The 17,570-nt window shown below is 57.5% G+C and carries 11 protein-coding genes; 10 read left to right on the forward strand and 1 reads right to left on the reverse strand.

All coding sequences use genetic code 11. The annotated features are described in order from the left end of the window. The first annotated feature begins 39 nt into the window (after positions 1–39). From GY33_RS21230 to GY33_RS0108205, 3 genes are all read left to right on the forward strand, one after another. Positions 40–1,119 (forward strand): hypothetical protein, encoded by a 1,080-nt coding sequence (locus tag GY33_RS21230; protein WP_153304582.1) that lies wholly within the window; start codon positions 40–42, stop codon positions 1,117–1,119. Positions 1,120–1,236: 117 nt separating this feature from the next. Further along, positions 1,237–3,684, forward strand: a complete 2,448-nt coding sequence (locus GY33_RS0108200; protein WP_152555140.1) for a phosphotransferase enzyme family protein — start codon at positions 1,237–1,239, stop codon at positions 3,682–3,684. A 420-nt stretch (positions 3,685–4,104) separates the two neighbouring features. Next, the gene (locus tag GY33_RS0108205) at positions 4,105–4,926 is read left to right on the forward strand and encodes a PEP-CTERM sorting domain-containing protein (protein WP_031386868.1); all 822 of its coding nucleotides are present in this window, start codon (positions 4,105–4,107) and stop codon (positions 4,924–4,926) included. 213 nt (positions 4,927–5,139) lie between these two features. On the opposite strand, the gene GY33_RS0108210 is transcribed toward GY33_RS0108205, so the two are convergent. Further along, a complete protein-coding gene (locus GY33_RS0108210; RefSeq protein WP_031386869.1) occupies positions 5,140–6,453 on the reverse strand; it encodes an SPOR domain-containing protein in 1,314 nt (437 codons plus the stop codon). 1,246 nt (positions 6,454–7,699) lie between these two features. Between GY33_RS0108210 and GY33_RS0108220 the strand changes: the two genes are divergently transcribed. From GY33_RS0108220 to GY33_RS0108250, 7 genes are all read left to right on the forward strand, one after another. Then, complete coding sequence (locus GY33_RS0108220) at positions 7,700–9,031, forward strand: amidohydrolase (RefSeq protein ID WP_031386871.1); 1,332 nt, start codon at positions 7,700–7,702, stop codon at positions 9,029–9,031. 24 nt (positions 9,032–9,055) lie between these two features. Further along, positions 9,056–10,327, forward strand: a complete 1,272-nt coding sequence (locus GY33_RS0108225; protein WP_031386872.1) for an amidohydrolase — start codon at positions 9,056–9,058, stop codon at positions 10,325–10,327. A 169-nt stretch (positions 10,328–10,496) separates the two neighbouring features. Next, on the forward strand, positions 10,497–12,077 hold the full coding sequence (murJ, locus tag GY33_RS0108230) for a murein biosynthesis integral membrane protein MurJ (protein ID WP_051822422.1): 1,581 nt from the start codon (positions 10,497–10,499) through the stop codon (positions 12,075–12,077). 229 nt (positions 12,078–12,306) lie between these two features. Continuing rightward, positions 12,307–13,431: a PP2C family protein-serine/threonine phosphatase gene (locus GY33_RS0108235; protein WP_031386874.1), complete on the forward strand. Its 1,125-nt coding sequence runs from the start codon at positions 12,307–12,309 to the stop codon at positions 13,429–13,431. Between the two features lie 2 nt (positions 13,432–13,433). Next, the gene (locus GY33_RS19080) at positions 13,434–14,171 is read left to right on the forward strand and encodes an ATP-binding protein (RefSeq protein ID WP_035271592.1); all 738 of its coding nucleotides are present in this window, start codon (positions 13,434–13,436) and stop codon (positions 14,169–14,171) included. Positions 14,172–14,246: 75 nt separating this feature from the next. Then, positions 14,247–15,344 (forward strand): Hpt domain-containing protein, encoded by a 1,098-nt coding sequence (locus GY33_RS0108245; RefSeq protein ID WP_031386876.1) that lies wholly within the window; start codon positions 14,247–14,249, stop codon positions 15,342–15,344. After that, complete coding sequence (locus GY33_RS0108250) at positions 15,341–17,554, forward strand: chemotaxis protein CheA (protein WP_035271595.1); 2,214 nt, start codon at positions 15,341–15,343, stop codon at positions 17,552–17,554. The genes GY33_RS0108245 and GY33_RS0108250 overlap by 4 nt, the downstream gene beginning before the upstream one ends. Positions 17,555–17,570: the final 16 nt, after the last annotated feature.

Consider the following 17,570-nt stretch of genomic DNA (forward strand, 5'->3'; position numbering starts at 1 on the left):
TTAAAATACCACGACAAATTGCAGTCAGGGGGAATGGACATGGCAGAGAACGAAAACGAATCCACCGGCACTCCCACTTCCCAGGAAGCGGTCCAATTTGATGAATTGACCAGCCTGGCCCAAGCGCAGGAAGGAACAACTGATACCGGTCCCGAGCCTGACGACAGCACCCCTGATCAGGTTGAAGAAAGCGGCCTGGAGAACGTGCAGGCAGCTCCGCCTGTTGATGAGACTCTGCGTGAGGTGCCGGACGAAGATACCGGATTCGCCGACCAGGATACAGAAGTCCCCCCCCAGGACATCGAAGAAGGACAGCCACTGCCGGTTATTGAAACCACCAGTGTGGGCCAACAAGACCCGGTCCCTCCGCTAGATCAACCCCTCCCCGCAGCTGAAATCGACCGACCCGAACAACCCACCCCAAGGCAAGCTCCCGCAGAACCCACCGAGCCGGATGAAGTAACGCCATTGGGGGCAGAAACTCCGACGACGCCGACCGGACCGGAATTGCTCGACGCCCCCGAAGGGCCGGATACTCCGACCACGCCTACAGGACCGACCACACCAACAACACCGACTACAATAACAACTCCGACAACACCGACTACGGTTACAACCGGAACAACTGTTACAACTGTTACAACTGTTACAACTGGAACAACTGTTACAACTGGAACAACTGTTACAACCGGAACAACTGTTACAACCGGAACAACGGTTACAACCGGAACAACGGTTACAACTGGAACAACTGTTACAACCGGAACAACGGTTACAACCGGAACAACGGTTACAACCGGAACAACTGCCACAACGCCAACAAAGCCAAGGTCCGCAAGAAGTTTAGATAAGTTGGAAAATGATGTCCAGGACGATTCAGATGAAGTCTTCTCGGAACATGGCATTTCCGGGTTGGAGGGCATTGCCTGGAATGCCGACGAGGTGATCCTGGAAGTGCGGGAGGACGGAGACGCCATGAGCTGGGACGTGCAGATCACGGTTCATGATCATGGACATGACTCGTTTCTCGATGGATTTCACCTTGTAGAGACCACGCCTGCGCCTGATTTCTCGTTTGATCCGTCAGTCGAGAATGGAGGGGATTCGGACGTCGCATAGAAGGAGTTCGCTGACCCGCCATGGTCCGGGTTGCGATGTTTCGCGGCCCGGCTTTTTTTCTCTGAAGGCGTTCAGGAGCATTTTGTTTGCGAAAATAAGTATGGGGATTATTTGCTAATGGGGGTAATAAAACGCTTACTGTTCTCGGGTGATCTCCTGAACACCCCGCGTCACCGCAACATGTTTTTGGACATGGAGGAAAACATTCATATCCATTTCCGCGATCTGCGTCTGGAATTGAGCCGCGGAGAGTTTGAAGACATCGTGGCGGTATTTACCCGGCAATCGCGGGAACTCCTCGCCCTGATTCGGGAAAATGAATACCAGGACGGCATGCTGCCCAATGCCAATCAGGAAGATGTTCGCATATGGACGGAATCTCGTCTGCGGCACGACGTGAAATACAATCCCCGCAAACTCTCCCTGGAAGAATGCGGCGACGGCTATCACCTCCATTACAGAAACTATAAGATCCTGATCGACCCCGACGAATTCCGCGCCCTGGTCCAGGCCTTCAAGGACATTGATCTGGACACCCCCTATGCGTCCGCATATCACGAAGTGGAGGACCTTTTAAGGGCCAATGAAATCGATTTCATGCTCAGTGCCGGCAACCAGCCCGGCAAAGTGTTGGCCATCTCCGTTGCCAAACACCATTTAGCCAAAGTCCGGGACATCTTTGGCTATATCGGCTTTGCAAAAGAGAAGCGAGACAAGGAAGTACGCTACATCGGCCCGCGCCTGACCGTGGTTGTCACGGACGACGTCCAATACACGGCCCGGGACTATAAACGAATCAACGGGCTCAGCAGGACAGAGAGGCTGGTCGACTTTTTGTCCAGGAACAGCGCTGTCATCAATCCGGATGAACTCAACCTGATCAAGTGCCAAGTGCTTGATCTGTATTCTGCCCTGGTCTCCGGGAAGAGTCTGCATGTGGAAACTGATCCCCAGCTTTGGCTCTACGCCCGAACCAGCCAACAGGTTGTTTTCCCCTACAATGTCACCCCGCACGGCGGCAAGCAGGACGCCGCGAGCTTGTACAAAGCCTGGAGCACTCTTCTTGCCGGACTTGACCTGACCTTTGTCAAGCCGACCAAGGAACCCTTTGCCACCACCGCACAGCAGGAGCTGCGCAAAAAGGTCGACGAATTTCTGGCCAGAGAGGTCGCCTCCTGTATCGCCGTGGACAAGGTCCATCTGATGGGTTCGGCCAAGCGCGGAGACATGGGGCGCTACCATACCCCTTTTGTGCACGGCAGGCTGGCCAAGCTCGGCTCAGATGTGGATATCCTGGTGGAGATCAACCCGGCACACGAACAGGATCTCTCGGGCCATTGGCATCTCTACAGTGCGCAGTCCTCCCATGGATGCCCTGTCTATCACATGGGGCAGATTCCGTTCGCGGATGACTGGGGCGAATGGCAAGCGCGCTATCCGCACATCCAATTCACCGAACACTTGGTGGATGCCTATGTTTTTTTGCCGTCCCGGGGCAATCACCAGGACAGGGATGCTTTCCTGAAAAAATTCGGCGCACAATGCGTTTACGACCGATCCCGAGACGGGATCACGTATCGCGGGAAAGATGAGGAGAGAATCGCCGGGATCATCACCGAGCAATACGGCTTTTCCAATGTCATCGTGGAAAAGATGATTGTTTCCACGGAAAACGCCTTATACAAAATTTTCGCGGACAATCAGAGCCTGATTCTCAAACTGTTCAAGGTTTCCGGCAACTACAGTCGTTCTCGCGTGGCGGAACATGTCGCATACGAAAAAAAGCTGGTTTCCCAGCTCAAGGAGCGCGGCATTCCCACCGCGGGCGTTCTTCCGTCACAAGACGAACATGTCGTTGTCAACGGCTTTCCGGCATTGCTCTTCGAGCGCATCCCAGGCACGGCGCAGCAGCGTCCGGAATATCCGCTGGAAACAATCGGCCCTGCCCTGGCCCGCATCCACGGCGTGCAGATGGAACAACCGCTGGCTCTGGATGAGGCGTTCACCTTCGACGACATCTGCATGATCTGGCTGCCGCAGTTCTCCTCCTACCTCAAGAACACCCTGCCGGGCCGGGAGATCGCTGAGGCCTTCAAGGCGCTGATCCCCTTGGTCAACCGATACAATCCAGGCGAATACCGCGCCAGGATGTACGCCAACAGCCCTTGCGTGCACAATCACGGCGACGTCACGCCCAAGAACCTGATCATCAGTGAACAAGGTCAAGTTTTTTTCTTCGATTTCAACAACGCCTACTTTGGCCCGCGCATGGCCGACATCATTGACGGTGCCTTTGAATTCTCCCTGGCGGAGAAGTACATCCACTTGGCCGACTTTTCCCGGTTTGACGGCTTCCTGGCAGCCTATGACGCCCAGACCACCCTGACCCCCGCGGAACACGAAGACCTTGAGAAATGGATCGAGCTGATGGGTTGCATTAAATTTACGAAGGAAATCAGGGTTTTGCTGGAGCGCCCCAAGGAGAAGCTGCGCAGGCGACGCGCATTGGCCATAGCGGAATTCGTTCTTTCCCGCACCGGCCCGAACCTTGCTTCCGCAGCCTGAACCGCCCGGCATCCGCTGATAGGGCACCAAGATTGAGAGGCGTTTCAGGGGCAGAAGCGCCGCGTCGTCTGGACGGACCATGGAGTCGACCGTTTGAGCATGAGCGCCGAGGAGTTTCACCGGTAATTCCTGGCTGGCCCCATGCCACCGAACATCGCCAAAGAACATTTTGCGTCCTCTGAACAGCCAATTCGCTTCGACTTTGAATATTCAGCATCAGGATAAAGAAGATTAGAGGCTTAAGCAGTTAAAGCTGATAGACGGTAGTCACCTTTAGGCAGCTCCTGTTTTTTTGCTTTGAGCGGTTCAAACATTATAAACTATCGGCTTTGCCGATGGCCTCCGGGCTCTGGAACAAATATTGCATAATTGTTGCGAATGTCTAATTTTTTACGTTCCCAAACGGCAAGGAGCAATATCATGAAAAAACTGACAAGGGTATCCCTCATCTTCGCGTTTGCTACAATCCTGTTTTTATGGACTCTCGCGTCGGCACAGGCGCTGACCGTTCACTTCAACGACGACAACATCATTTGGCCAGGCTGGGAAACACAGCGTGCTGGTTATCTTGGTGACAATACTGAAGATGTCATATGGAACCCGAACATCGTAGGGGGAAGTGTAAACATTGATAATAACAGATTGGCATCTATAGAAATTGAGTTTGAGAGTTGGGGAGGGGGGGCATCTCCCAATTTGTGGAACTTTCTTCGCCCTGGAGATCTGTTTATTGACTTGGGAGCAGACGGCTATTGGAATTACGCTTTCAATTTCTGGGACCACACGATAAAAGATCAAGATAATTACCAATATTGGTATGGGGAATTACCAGGAAATGACATAGCCGCTGAACATGTGTACCAAATTGACGCCCCCCTCCCTATTCTTGGACCTGGAACGGGTACTTTAGCACCTGATTCAGGTTATTTGGAGAGTAATTGGACGAATGGCAGATTTGACCATCCGATAGCTTTCAACCCCTCATCGCAAATCGCGTATACCGACATACTCGACTCCAACAACCTCCCAAGATTGCTTGGTTGGGGATCTACGATAATCACCTTTTCAAACCTGAATCTTGATTTATCAGGCATAAGCGAAATTACTATTGGCTGGACCCAAAATTGTGCCAATGATGTATTACTCCAAAGCATGGTCATCCCCGAGCCCGGCACCCTGCTCCTGCTGGGCATTGGTTTAGCCGGACTGCTTGCGGTACGCCGGAGAATGACGGCCCACTGATCCTGAAATTTGAGCAAAGTACCGCCTGAAAGACAGTGCGTATGTCCGGACAAATCGGACATGAGACACATATCAAAGCCCATCTGTCCGGATAATCCGGATAGATGGGCTTTTTTCAGTCCAGACGGCTGAAGCTTCCATGAGGAATTCCTCCACCCGATTGGATATCTTTCGGCTGATTCTTCCAGCAATGCAAAGAGCCCATCCCCTCAGCTAAAGCTCCTCCAGCAAGTCTAGTTTCGGCCCCCAACCCATCCCATTCAGGGCGCGCTGCCGGTATTCCTCAGCGCCCTGCTCGTCCGGAAACGGCGCGATGCGTATGGCCTGGCCCTCGATTTCCAGCAACGGCCAACCGAAGGTCTCCAGCAACGTAGCCACCTGCTCAACCTCTTTGACCTCGGAGAGCACGATCTGGCCAGCTTCACCAGGGCCTTCAAGAGATTTAACGCTACCCTGCTCCATCAGGATCTTGATGGATTCCAGGGCTGTCGCGGTCTGCTTGGCTAATGCCCGGACATCCAAGGCCTCCTGGGGAGATGCAAACGGACCCACGAGCATTCGGTGATAGATCCGGCCGTCAATGTCCGTGGAAAACACTGAAACCGGCCAGCCGTACTGGACAAACCGGTCCGCCTCCGCGTCCGCCAGGTCCCGGCGGACATGGGCCACCACCTGGATGAACCCAGCCTGGAAGCGTCCGGTGCCTTCCGAAGCCCGGCCGGGGGCGCGCATGGTGTAGTCGCGGATGATCCCCTCGGCCAGCAAGGAATAGAGCCAAGCCGGAGCGCCGGTTCGGAAGATTGCCGGTCTGGACGGGCCGAGGCGGACCTGCATCGGCAGAGCCTCTGCCAGTTGAGTTTGCTTGACTGGCTTTGTCGGAGCAGGCGGCTCTTGGAGTACAGCTGGCTCTTCCAAGGCGGGCGACTCTTCCCCGGCAGGCAGCTCTTCCTGGACATTCTCCGTGGAAGGCGTATCCAGTCCCGTGTTGGCGGTCACTGACACAGTGGCCAGGTTCCTGGCCGGCTGGTCCGTCAAGAACAAAACCCCTTTCCACCAGTTGGAGACTACCTCAACGGGTACGCCCAGGGCTTGGTGCAGGCGGTCCGCGGCTGTCCAGGCATCTGCTTCGCGGGAATGCACCCGCGGGTCCAGGATTTCAAAGTACAAGCCTCTTGCGGCAGAGTAGCCGGACAGCAGCACCCACTGTCCCTGGCCTGCCTGGGTTACGCAGGCCAGTTCCCGATAGGCCTGCTCCAGGCTGGGAAACCTGCCAAGGCTCAGCCAGAAGCCCTCTACGGGCGACTCAATCATCCTGGGGCTTAGGGACGGAAAGGCAAGTTGCGTGCCCAGGGCGACCGTATCCAGATCCTCAACTTCGGGGTTGGCCTTGTTCATCAGGCCCAGGAATGGCCCCTGGGGCGTTCCGTAGACAATCTGGACCATGCCCGAAAGCGTATCCGCCCTTCTTACACTGATGCTCCCCAACTTGGCGGGCACCTCCTGGACCGTATACTCAGGCAGGTGCATCTCAGGCCCGCTTGAAGGATCATGCCCCGTGTCACCGGACGCCTCTCCCAAGCGACTGTCTCGATCAACCACACCCCGGTAAACACTTCCCCCATATTTTTTCGTGCCTTTATCTTTTACAAAAACAAAATCGTCAATTTCTTTTTGATCGCCATTCTGATCCCTACCAGACTCCTGCGTTTCATTCGACGCAGGGAGTGTCATATCCTGCAAAATGTCATCGAGGTTTGTCTGATCCCCCAGCAAAGGGAAGGCGAACATCGATCCAGGCTGGCCTGATATCGCGCCATCAGGAGCTGGAATCACCTCAAGCGAGAGTGATTCACTCATGCCACTCGATACAACCACCAGCAGCAGTCCAGCCATGATCATCAGCAACAGCCGAACAAACGGTCGCGGGAAAGCCCCGTATTCGCCGCGCGCGCTACTACGTACGCTGCTCCAACCCGGCCATTTGCTTGCAGGTGGATGTGCGTCTTGCCGAAGCTTTAAAAGGGGATGAACCGGATGGATGAGAATCTTCATGCGCACGAGTTAAAGGTCCCACGTCAGGACAAAAGATAGCCCTGCTTTTCGGCAATGGCAAAGGGGGTGGTTCAGAACAGGTTGGCAGCTGACGGCCGATAGGCACCTTGGGCAACCCCATGCGGATGCATGGCCATCCGTAGGGGCGGTTCGCGAACCGCCCCTACTCGGCACCGGAATGAATGTCGGGTACCCGGAAAGTGTCAACATGGTTTTCCGTCAGAATGAACCATCCTTGCCAAAGGCATATCAAAGCCGATCGGAGGAGGGCAACGCCCTTTCCGGTCCATGGTGAACCATCTGGAATTACGGGGAGAGGCAAGCGGCATAAACGAAACTATGCCTCCACCTTAAGAGAGCCGCTAAGCTGTCCAAAGAACCGGGACCACTTCAAAGTCCTCTTAGCAAACACATTGACATGCCTATCAATGCCTCGTTAACAGTCCGTCCGAAAGCATGACCTTTTCTTTGCCTCCCCTTCCATTTTCCATTTTGGTCAAGGCTTGCTCCCCTGAAATCACTCCTGGCGAGGGATTCCTTCATGCATCCGTGGGACGATTTTCTTCGGGTATTCCCGAGCCTGCTTCAAGCCGCGAGGTCGGCGTCGGCTCGGATCAGGCCGGATGTGAGTTGCCGGTCATGCTTGATGATTGATGGTGCGGTGTCCAGAAGCCGCGGATGAAGGAATCGAAATCGGATTATCTTGAGCGAGGAACTCCCCATGCGACACATCGACATCCTGGTGAAGGGCGGGACAGTCCTGACCATGGACGAAGCGGACACGACAATCCCGGACGGTGCCCTGGCCATTCACGGCCCGGATATCATCGCCGTGGGGCACAAGGAGGATCTGTCGCGCTCTTTCACGGCGGACACGGTCATCGACATGCCCCTTTCCATCATCATGCCGGGGCTGGTCAACGCCCATACCCATGCGGCCATGACCTGCTTCCGGGGCATCGCGGACGACATGGAACTTATGGACTGGCTGAACAACTATATCTTTCCGGCCGAGGCCAACAACGTCGATCCGGAACTGGTCTACTGGGGCAGCCTGCTGGCCTGCGCGGAAATGATCCGATCCGGAACCACGACCTTTTCAGACATGTATCTGTTTGAAGAGGAGACCGCCAAAGCCGCTAAACAGGCCGGCATGCGCTGCGTGATCGGCGAAGCCTTGTTCGACTTTCCCTCGCCCAACGCCAAAACCTCCCAGGAAGGCTTGGCCTACACGGAAAAAATGCTTCAGAAATGGGCCGACGATCCGCTTGTGAACGTCATGATCGAACCCCACTCTCTTTACACGTGCTCGCCTGATCTCTGGAAATCGGCCACGGCCCTGGCCGATGCATATCAGGCCCCCCTGGCGACCCACCTTCTGGAAAACGGGGCCGAGTCCAGACAGCTCCTGGAAAAACTGGGACAACGGCCAACAATGTTTCTCAAGAAGATCGGCGCGCTGAACGAGCGTTTTTTCGCGTTTCATTGCGTGACCATGGATGATGAAGACATGCGGATTTTTGCTGATCATGGCTGCAAGGTGGTTCATAATCCCGAAAGCAACATGAAACTGGCTTCAGGAGTGGCCCCGGTCCCGGCCATGCGCGAACAGGGCATTCCCGTGGGCCTGGGCACGGACGGCTGCGCCAGCAACAACAATTTGGACATGTTTCAGGAAATGGACACCGCGGCCAAGCTGCATAAATCGGCGTTGCTTGACCCCGTGGTCATGTCCGCGAAGACGGTGGTCGGCATGGCTACCCGCGAGGGGGCCCAGGTTCTTGGCCTGGACCGGCAAATCGGCGTCCTCAAGACCGGCATGAAGGCGGATGTCTGCATCATCGACATGAACAAGCCCCATCTGACCCCCCTGTACGATGAATATTCCCACCTGGCCTATGCTGTTTCGGGTTCGGACGTGGACACAGTGCTGATCAATGGACGCATCGTGATGCGCAATCGCGGCCTAGCAACCCTGGACGAGGATGCGATCATGGCCCGGGTCCGCAAAATTGCCTTGAAAATCCGGGCCGGTCTGCGGACGAACTCCTGAGCCGTCACGCTGCTGCCGACAACCATGAGCATCCTGATCAAAAACGCCCTTCTCGATTGGCACGAAGGCCGGGAAGTCGACGTCCTGATCCAGGGCGAACAGATCGTCGCGGTGGGCCCGAATCTGCCGGATCTGCCGGAGCGGGCCGTGACGGTCATCGACGCCACGGACAAGGCCATCGTTCCCTCGCTGATCAATGCCCATACCCATGCGGGCATGACGCTGCTGCGCGGGTACGCAGACGACATCGACCTGCATACGTGGCTGCATGCGCACATCTGGCCTCTGGAACGGAAGTTGACGCAGGAGGACGTCTACTGGGGCGTAAAACTGGCCTGCCTGGAAATGATCAAGACCGGGACCACGTTTTTTTGCGACATGTACTGGCATATGCCCGGTGCCGTCCGGGCCGTGGAGGATATGGGCCTGCGGGCCATGCTCTCCCTGCCGTTCATCGACTTCAACGATGCGGGACAAGCAGCCAAGTTCAAGCAACGGGCCCAGGCTTTTTTCGACCAGAAACACGAAACCTCACACCGCATCCAGTACGCCCTGGGGCCGCATGCCATCTATACCGTGTCCAGGGATTCATTGATATGGCTGGCCGAATTCGCCCGGGACAAGAATCTGATCCTGCACATCCATTTGGCGGAAACCCAACGGGAAGTTGAGGACTGCGTGGCGGCCCACGGCACGACGCCTGTTCGGTATCTGCAGGAGATCGGCTTTCTCGGCCCGAATGTCCTCGCGGCTCATGCCATCTGGCTGGACGATGAGGAAATGCGCATCCTGGCCGAACAGAACGTCAAGGTCGCCCACTTGCCCGCTTCCAACATGAAGCTCTGCTCCGGGGCCTTTCCGTATCGCCGGCTGCACGGCCTGGGAATTTGCATCGGCCTGGGCACGGACGGCTGCTCCTCCAACAACAATCTGGACATGTTCGAGGAAATGAAGTTCGCGGCCCTGAGCCGCAAAACCGTGACCGGAGACCCCACGGTCATGCCCGCGCCGGAAGCCTGGGCCTGCGCCACGGTCAACGGGGCGAAAATTTTCGGCCTGAACGCCGGACGCATCGCTCCGGGCATGCTCGCGGACTGTCTGCTGTTGGACCTAAACCACCCCCAACTCGTCCCGAACCACAACCTGATTTCCAACCTGGTCTACGCCGCCAACGGCGACTGCGTGGACACCACCATCTGCGCCGGGAAAATCCTGATGCAGGGCCGCCAGGTGCCCGGAGAACGGGAGATCATCCAGGAAGTCAAAGCCCGTGTTCGCGCCCTGCTTCAGCGGTAGCTTTGCTCTCATACCATTTCCAATTCAAAGATTCTCTTTCGGTATCGGTATCGGAGTCGAATAAATGGTACAAGTGAACAAACAGTATTGATTCCGATAGCGATTCCGACATCGATAACGGCATTTCTTCAAGTAAACAACGTATAGATGGATTAGGAATTGGAATCCGGTGACCGAACAGAAGCCACCTTCTCCTCCCGCCTCCTTCACGGGTCGCATCGCCCGCAACGCATCCGTGGTCGCCGCGGGTACCGTGGCCAGCCGGATTCTCGGTTTTCTGCGGGACATGACCATTGCCTTCGCCCTGGGCGCGGGCATCTGGGCGGACGCTTTTTTCGTGGCCTTCCGCCTGCCCAATCTGCTGCGCAGGCTATTTGCCGAGGGCTCCCTGACCATGGCCTTCATCCCGGTTTTTTCACGAACATGGCGGGAAAAAGGGAGTCAGGAGGCCTTTGTCCTGGCCAGGTCCGTGCTGATCTGGCTGACGGCGATCCTGACGGTGATCTGCGTCGCGGCCATAATCTGGGCCGAACCGCTGACCTTGCTCATTGCCCCGGGCTTTGGCCGAGATCCGGAAATCCTGGCCGGAACCGTGACCCTGGTCCGGATCTGCTTTCCGTACATCCTGTTCATCTCCGCCGTGGCCCTGTGCATGGGCGTGCTCAACTCCCTGAACCACTTCTGGGCCCCGGCCGTTGCGCCGTGCATCCTGAACCTGGGCCTGATCCTTTCCGCCCTGCTGGCCATGGCCATGGGCTGGGACGTGGCCCTGGCCCTGGCCTGGGGGGTCTGCCTTTCCGGCCTGGGCCAGTGGATGCTTCAGCAGCCCTATCTGCGCCGATTCGGATTGTCCTGGCGCGGTCCGGTTGATCTGAAGCATCCCGGAGTCAAGCGGATCGGCTCCCTGATGCTGCCCACGGTGTTCGGGGCGGCGGTCTACCAGATCAACATTGTCATCGGCACCTTGCTGGCCTCGTTGCTGACCGCCGGAAGCATTTCCTACCTCTATTTCGCGGACCGGTTGGTCCAGCTGCCTCTGGGCGTGTTCGGCGTGGCCCTGAGCACGGCGGCCCTGCCCAGCCTGTCTCTCCTGGCCGCGGGCAAGGACATGGAGGGATTTCGGCGGACCTTGAACACTACCCTGAGCATGACTTTGTTCGTCTGCCTGCCCTCGGCCGCGGGTCTGGCCGGAATGAGCCTGCCGATCATCGACGCGGTGTTCGGACGCGGCGCCTTTGGTGACGAAGCCGTGCGGGCCACGGCCTGGGCTCTGGTGGGTTACAGCGTCGGCCTGCCGGCCTTTGCCTGCGTCCGGCCCCTGGTTTCGGCCTTCTACGCTCTGGAGGACACCCGCTCCCCGGTCCTTGTGGCCGCGGTCTGCCTGCTGATCAATGTGGCCTTGAGCCTGGTGTTGATGCGCTACCTGGCCCACGTCGGCCTGGCCCTGGCCGCGGCGCTCAGTTCCTGGGCCAACGTACTCCTGCTCGGCGCGATTCTGCGTCGACGGGTCGGCCCGTGGCTGAGCATCGGCCCGCAACTGACGCGGATGACCGTGCTCAGCGCGGCCCTGGGCGGCGCGGCCCTGGCGGCTTCCGTCCTGGGCAAGCCCGCCCTGGTGCTGATCCCGGCATTGGCGGCCCTCTACGGCCTTACCGCCTTGAAGTGGAACATCGACGAAGCCCGGATGACCTGGGACCTGTGCATCAAACTGCGGAGCAGGTATCAACGTCGCCCCGGCGAGCCGACCTGATCCCGCTCTTACGATGCGGACCGGCTCTCCATTCTTTACTTTTTTCACGTCCCGGCTCGTTTTTTTGCTGGCAAACAAACGAATCGTCTGGTAAGGCGGACACGGAAGCCCGGACATCGCCATGCAGGCATGAGAAAACTGATCCTGGATAGCAAGTCTCGAGTCTGAAGCATCCTCCGAGCATTCATCCACGTCAACCAGCAACCGCTCCTGGTCCTACGGTGTACCCATGGTCCATTCTCCACGCGACACACCCTTGGTTTTGATCATCGACGATGACCCCACGAATCGAGTGGTGCTCCAGCGGATACTGGCTTCTTCCGGATTCGCGACGATTCAGGCCGAAACCGGTAGTGAAGGCCGAAGCCATGCCCTAACGCACTGTCCGGATTTGATCCTGCTGGACATCATGATGCCCGGCGAAAGCGGTTTTGAAACCTTGCTCCGGCTCAAGGAAGAACCGGTCACCGCCGCCGTCCCGGTCATTTTTCTCTCCGCGCTGGACGATCTTGGCTCCAAGGTCAAAGGATTTGAACTGGGCGCGGTGGACTATGTCACCAAACCTTTCGAGCCCCTGGAGATTCTGGCCCGGGTCCGGACCAACCTGAAGGTGGCGCGGGCCTATCGGAGCGTGATCGCCGAACAGGCCGAGAAATTGCGCCAGATCGGCGAGGCTCAGCAATCCATGCTCACCAAGCCCGAAGAACACCCCGAAGCCAAATTCGCCGTCTTCTACGAGCCCATCCTGGAAGCCGGAGGCGACTACTACGACGTGTTTCCGGTCAGCGGCGGTTTTGGCTATGTCGTTGCGGACATCAGCGGGCACGACCTGAAGACGTCCTTCATCACCTCCGGGGTCAAGGCCCTGATACGCCAAAACGCAAGCCCGCTGTTCACGCCCGTGGAAACCCTGACCACCATCAACAATGTGCTCCACGACGTTCTTCCGCCTGGAAGATTCCTCACGGCTGCCTACGCCGTGCTTAACGGCAGACGCGACCATCTCACGGTTCTCTCAGCCGGCCACCCGCCGCCGATTTTCGTGGGAAATAACGGCGAAGTGGAAATCCTGCGGGCCGAGGGCGACATCCTTGGCCCGTTTCCGCACATTTACCTGAACCCGATTTCCCGGCCAGTCACCAAGGGCGATAGAGTTTTTCTCTACACCGACGGTTTGCTGGACGTGAAAAACAACCAAACCCGTGGCGATCACGACGACATTCGAACCTTGATCCAAGCCTGCGAAGAATGCCGATCCCTCCCCTTGGCGACTTGCCCCGGCCATATTCAGGTCCGAATATTGCAAAAAGCCAGGGTTCAAGACGACGCCGTGCTGCTGGCCGTCGAAATATGACCATGCTGATTTTATCGCGGACCGAAAACCAAATGGGGCTGAGCATTCCTTCGAACCTCACGGAGGTGGATCAAGCCTGCCTGTCGGCGCAAGGTCTCCTGCGAGACAAACTTCCCACCGAGGATCATTTCATGATTCTCCTGGCTCTGCGTGAAGCCTTGACCAACGCCGTGATCCACGGCAACTGTTCCGACCAAGGAAAATCAGTGACTTGCATGGTCAGCATTCACCCGGACCTCCTTGAATTCGTGATTCAGGATCAAGGCCCCGGCTTCGAATGGCAAAACCGAAACTGGAAATTGCCTCCGCCCAGCAGCGAGTCCGGTCGGGGCTTGGCGATCATTCGTAGTTTTTTTGATCAGATAGAATTCAATGATTCCGGCAACCGGATAACGTTACGCAAGCGATTAGAACCATCGGGAGTCAAAAAAATGTTGCAAATACAAAAAGATGGGCAGAAAATTTTCGCCAAGGTAACCGAAAACATGGTCGGCTCGAAGATTGATGAACTCCGCTTGGAATTATCAAACTTGGTTAAGACCAGCCATACCGACTTAACCATTGACCTGAGCAACGTGGACATGGTGGACTCCCTGGGCATGGGTCTGCTCGTGGCCACGCACAACTCCCTGAAAACCAAACAAGGCCGCCTTACCCTGATAAACGTCAAGCAAGACATCTACAACGTGCTGGTCGTCATGCGCCTGGACAAGCACTTCACCATTCGAAAGGCCGAATGACCCACACGGCCCATGCATGCCGAATCCGTTGCTTCGCAGCCGTCGCCTCTGACCCCCAAAAAGTGAGACAGCTTTATGTCCGATGAATTGATGGACGCGTTTATCGAAGATTCCAAGGAGCACCTGGAAAGCATCGAATCCGACATCATGGCTCTGGAAGACTTGGAAGGAGCCTATGACGAGGAGCTGATCAACCGGATTTTTCGTACCGCCCATTCCATAAAGGGCGCGGCCGGTTTTTTCGGCCTGGAGACCATCGGTTCCCTGGCCCACAAGCTGGAAAACGCCCTGCACCTGATGCGCGATCAAAAACTCCGCCCGGATCGACCGACCTGCCAAATCCTGCTGGAAGGCTTCGACCAGCTCAACGCCATGATCAACGATCCCGGAAACAGCGAATGCCTGGATATTTCAGACATTCTTTCTCGAATTCAAGGACTGCTCACTCCGGAAACCAAGCTGAGCACGGAAACGGCCATGAGCCTGCCGTCAACGCAAGGCCAGTCCATTTTCGACGTGGACATGTTCACCTTGGAGCAGGGGCTCAAAGGCGGAAAGTTTCTCTATCACATCGAATTCGACCTGATCCACGACATTCACCGCAAGGACAAAACGCCCTACGACACCATCAAAACCCTCCAGGACTCCGGTCTGATCCTGGACTGCAAGGTGGACTTCGAGGCCACGGGCACCCTGGAAGACGGCTTTGCGCAACGTATCCCCCTGAACGTCCTGTTCGCCACAATCATCGATCCCGACGTGGTCGGGACGTTGATCGACGTTCCGGCGGAACGGATCAGGGAATTGGAAAAGTCCATGTTTCAGATCCAATCGCCTCCGAGCGAGACGGTCCCGGAAACCTGTTCCCTCAGTGCTGATCCCCCCTGGAAGATGATCGGCGGCCAAGCCGTCCTGGTCTTCGGAGAGCGGTTCGAATTGTCCCAAGTCGAGGAATTTCGGAACTGCTTCCACGCGGCCCCGGCCAAAGCCGCGAGCCTGCGTCTGGACCTGAGCGCCACCCGGTACGTAGACGCCGCCGGTTTGCAAGCCCTGGTCTCGGCTCTGAAGACCAGCGCCCGGCTGGACCGCGGACTGACCTTCGCTCCAGCCGACGAACTCCTCGAACAATTCCAGAACCTCGGCTTTGCCTGGATGCTGGAGAGCGGCTCATGAGCACGAAATACCAATTGTTCATCGAAGAATGCCAGGAGCTTTTGGCTGAGTTGGAGAGCGCCCTGCTGGAGCTGGAGATCGAGCCGGGCAACATCGACGGCGTCCACCGCGTTTTCCGCTCCCTGCATACCATCAAGGGCTCCGCGGCCATGCTTGGTCTGGAGGACGTCCGGGAATTGACCAACGATCTGGAAAGCCTGTTCGACCGGGTAAGGTCGCGGGAAATCGCCTGCAATCCGAAGCTGGTCACCCTGTCCTTCCGCTACAAGGATATGTTGACCGAATATCTCCAAGACCCGGAAAAAGGCTTGCCCCAGGACAAAACCACCCAAATCCTGATGGACCTGGAGCAGGTCTTGGACGCCCCGGTACATGCCGCATCCAGACCCGTCGAGTCCGCTTGCGAGGACTGCGGGTCCTGCCGACCCGAAAACGACAAGGATGCCGACATACTCCTTCGGCTCTATCACCTGCGCTACCACCCCGCGAACAAGTCCTTCGATTCCCTGGACCCCATGGATTTTTTGAGCCAAATGCAGCAACTCGGCCCATGCGAGATCCATGCATCTCCTGAGCTTGTTCCTCCGCTGGACAGTCTGGAACCTTCACGTTGCGTCACGAGTTGGGACGTGATTCTCCAAACCGGCGCGGACGAGGAAACGATCCGCGACGTATTCCTCTTCCTGGACGACCCCGGCGACGTGAGCCAGTTCAGAGAGATCAACGTCGACGAAGCAGCCAAGCTCCGGCAGGCCCAGGCCGCGCAACTTTCCGGGCTGTTGGCGGCGACTAACCGGCCAGTCGCGCCGCTTCCGGCCGACGAGGATGACGATCTCGAATTGCCCGAGCCCACCGAATCATCATCCGCTCCCTCGTCCAGCCAGCCCGGCTCCCCGGCGGCGGTCTCTTCCATCCGAGCTCCCTCCTCCCCCGCTCCGCCCCAGGCCGCATCCCAGGAAGCCTCTGAGGCCGAGCCGCGCAAAGCCCCTCCAGCAGGCGGCGTGAAGGCCGAGGAGATCGCCTCCATCCGGGTCAGCGCCACGAAACTGGACGACATGGTCGATCTGGTCGGGCAATTGGTCATTGTTCAAGCACGGCTGAAGCAGATCGAATCCGAACTGCATAATCCGCTGCTCACCTCGGTCAGCGAGGAAATCGAACGCTTGAGCGGCGACCTGCGTGAGCGGACCCTGTCCCTGCGCATGCTGCCCATCGGTTCGACCTTCAACAGGTTTCGCCGCTTGGTACGAGACTTATCTTCAGAGTTGAACAAGGAAATCGAACTGAAGACCAACGGCGCGGAAACCGAGCTGGATAAGACGGTCATCGAAAAACTCAGCGACCCTCTGGTGCACATTCTGCGCAACAGCATCGACCATGGCGTTGAATCCGCTGAAATCCGCAGGGCCCAGGGCAAACCAGCCAAGGGTACGATCACCCTCTCCGCGATGCAGAGTGCCGGACAGGTGCGGATCGTCATCAAGGACGACGGCGGAGGCATCGACCCGGACAAGATTTTCGCCAAAGCCGTGGAAAGGGGGCTGGCCAGAGCGGACTCACGCCCCCCGGACCGCGACGTGCTCCAACTGATTTTCGCCCCCGGCTTTTCCACGGCCGAAAAGGTCACCGCGGTTTCCGGTCGAGGGGTAGGCATGGACGTGGTCAAGCGTTCCCTGGAGTCCCTCAAGGGTACGGTGGAAATCGACAGCCGCCCCGGCCAGGGCACGACCATCAACATCGGCCTGCCCCTGACCCTGGCGATTATCGAGGGCCTGCTGGTGACCCTGGGCGAGGAGTATTACGTCATCCCGCTTTCCGACGTCCTGGAGTGCGTCGAGATTCAGCGCGGGGACGACGAGCCCGAGCGCATCGCCAAGGCCTACGACGTGCGCGGCGAACTGCTGCCCTGCCTGGTGTTGCGCAATTGGTACCACATGGGTTCCACGGGGCCGGAAATCGAACAGGTGGTGGTGGTCCAGGCCGGCAACCGCCGCGTCGGTCTGGTCGTGGACAGCATCGTGGGTCAACTCCAGACCGTGATTAAAGGTTTGGGCCGGGTGTTCAACGGGATGAGGGGCCTCTCCGGGGCCACGATCATGGGCAACGGTGCCTTGGCCCTGATCCTGGACGTGGCCTCCCTGGTCACCGAACTGGAACAACGCGAGGTAGCCGGAACGGGCCGGAACAAGCGATCCGACCGGTCACATTGACTTCGAAATCATTGGG

The sequence above is a fragment of the Desulfonatronum thiodismutans genome (assembly GCF_000717475.1).
Lineage (GTDB): Bacteria > Desulfobacterota > Desulfovibrionia > Desulfovibrionales > Desulfonatronaceae > Desulfonatronum > Desulfonatronum thiodismutans.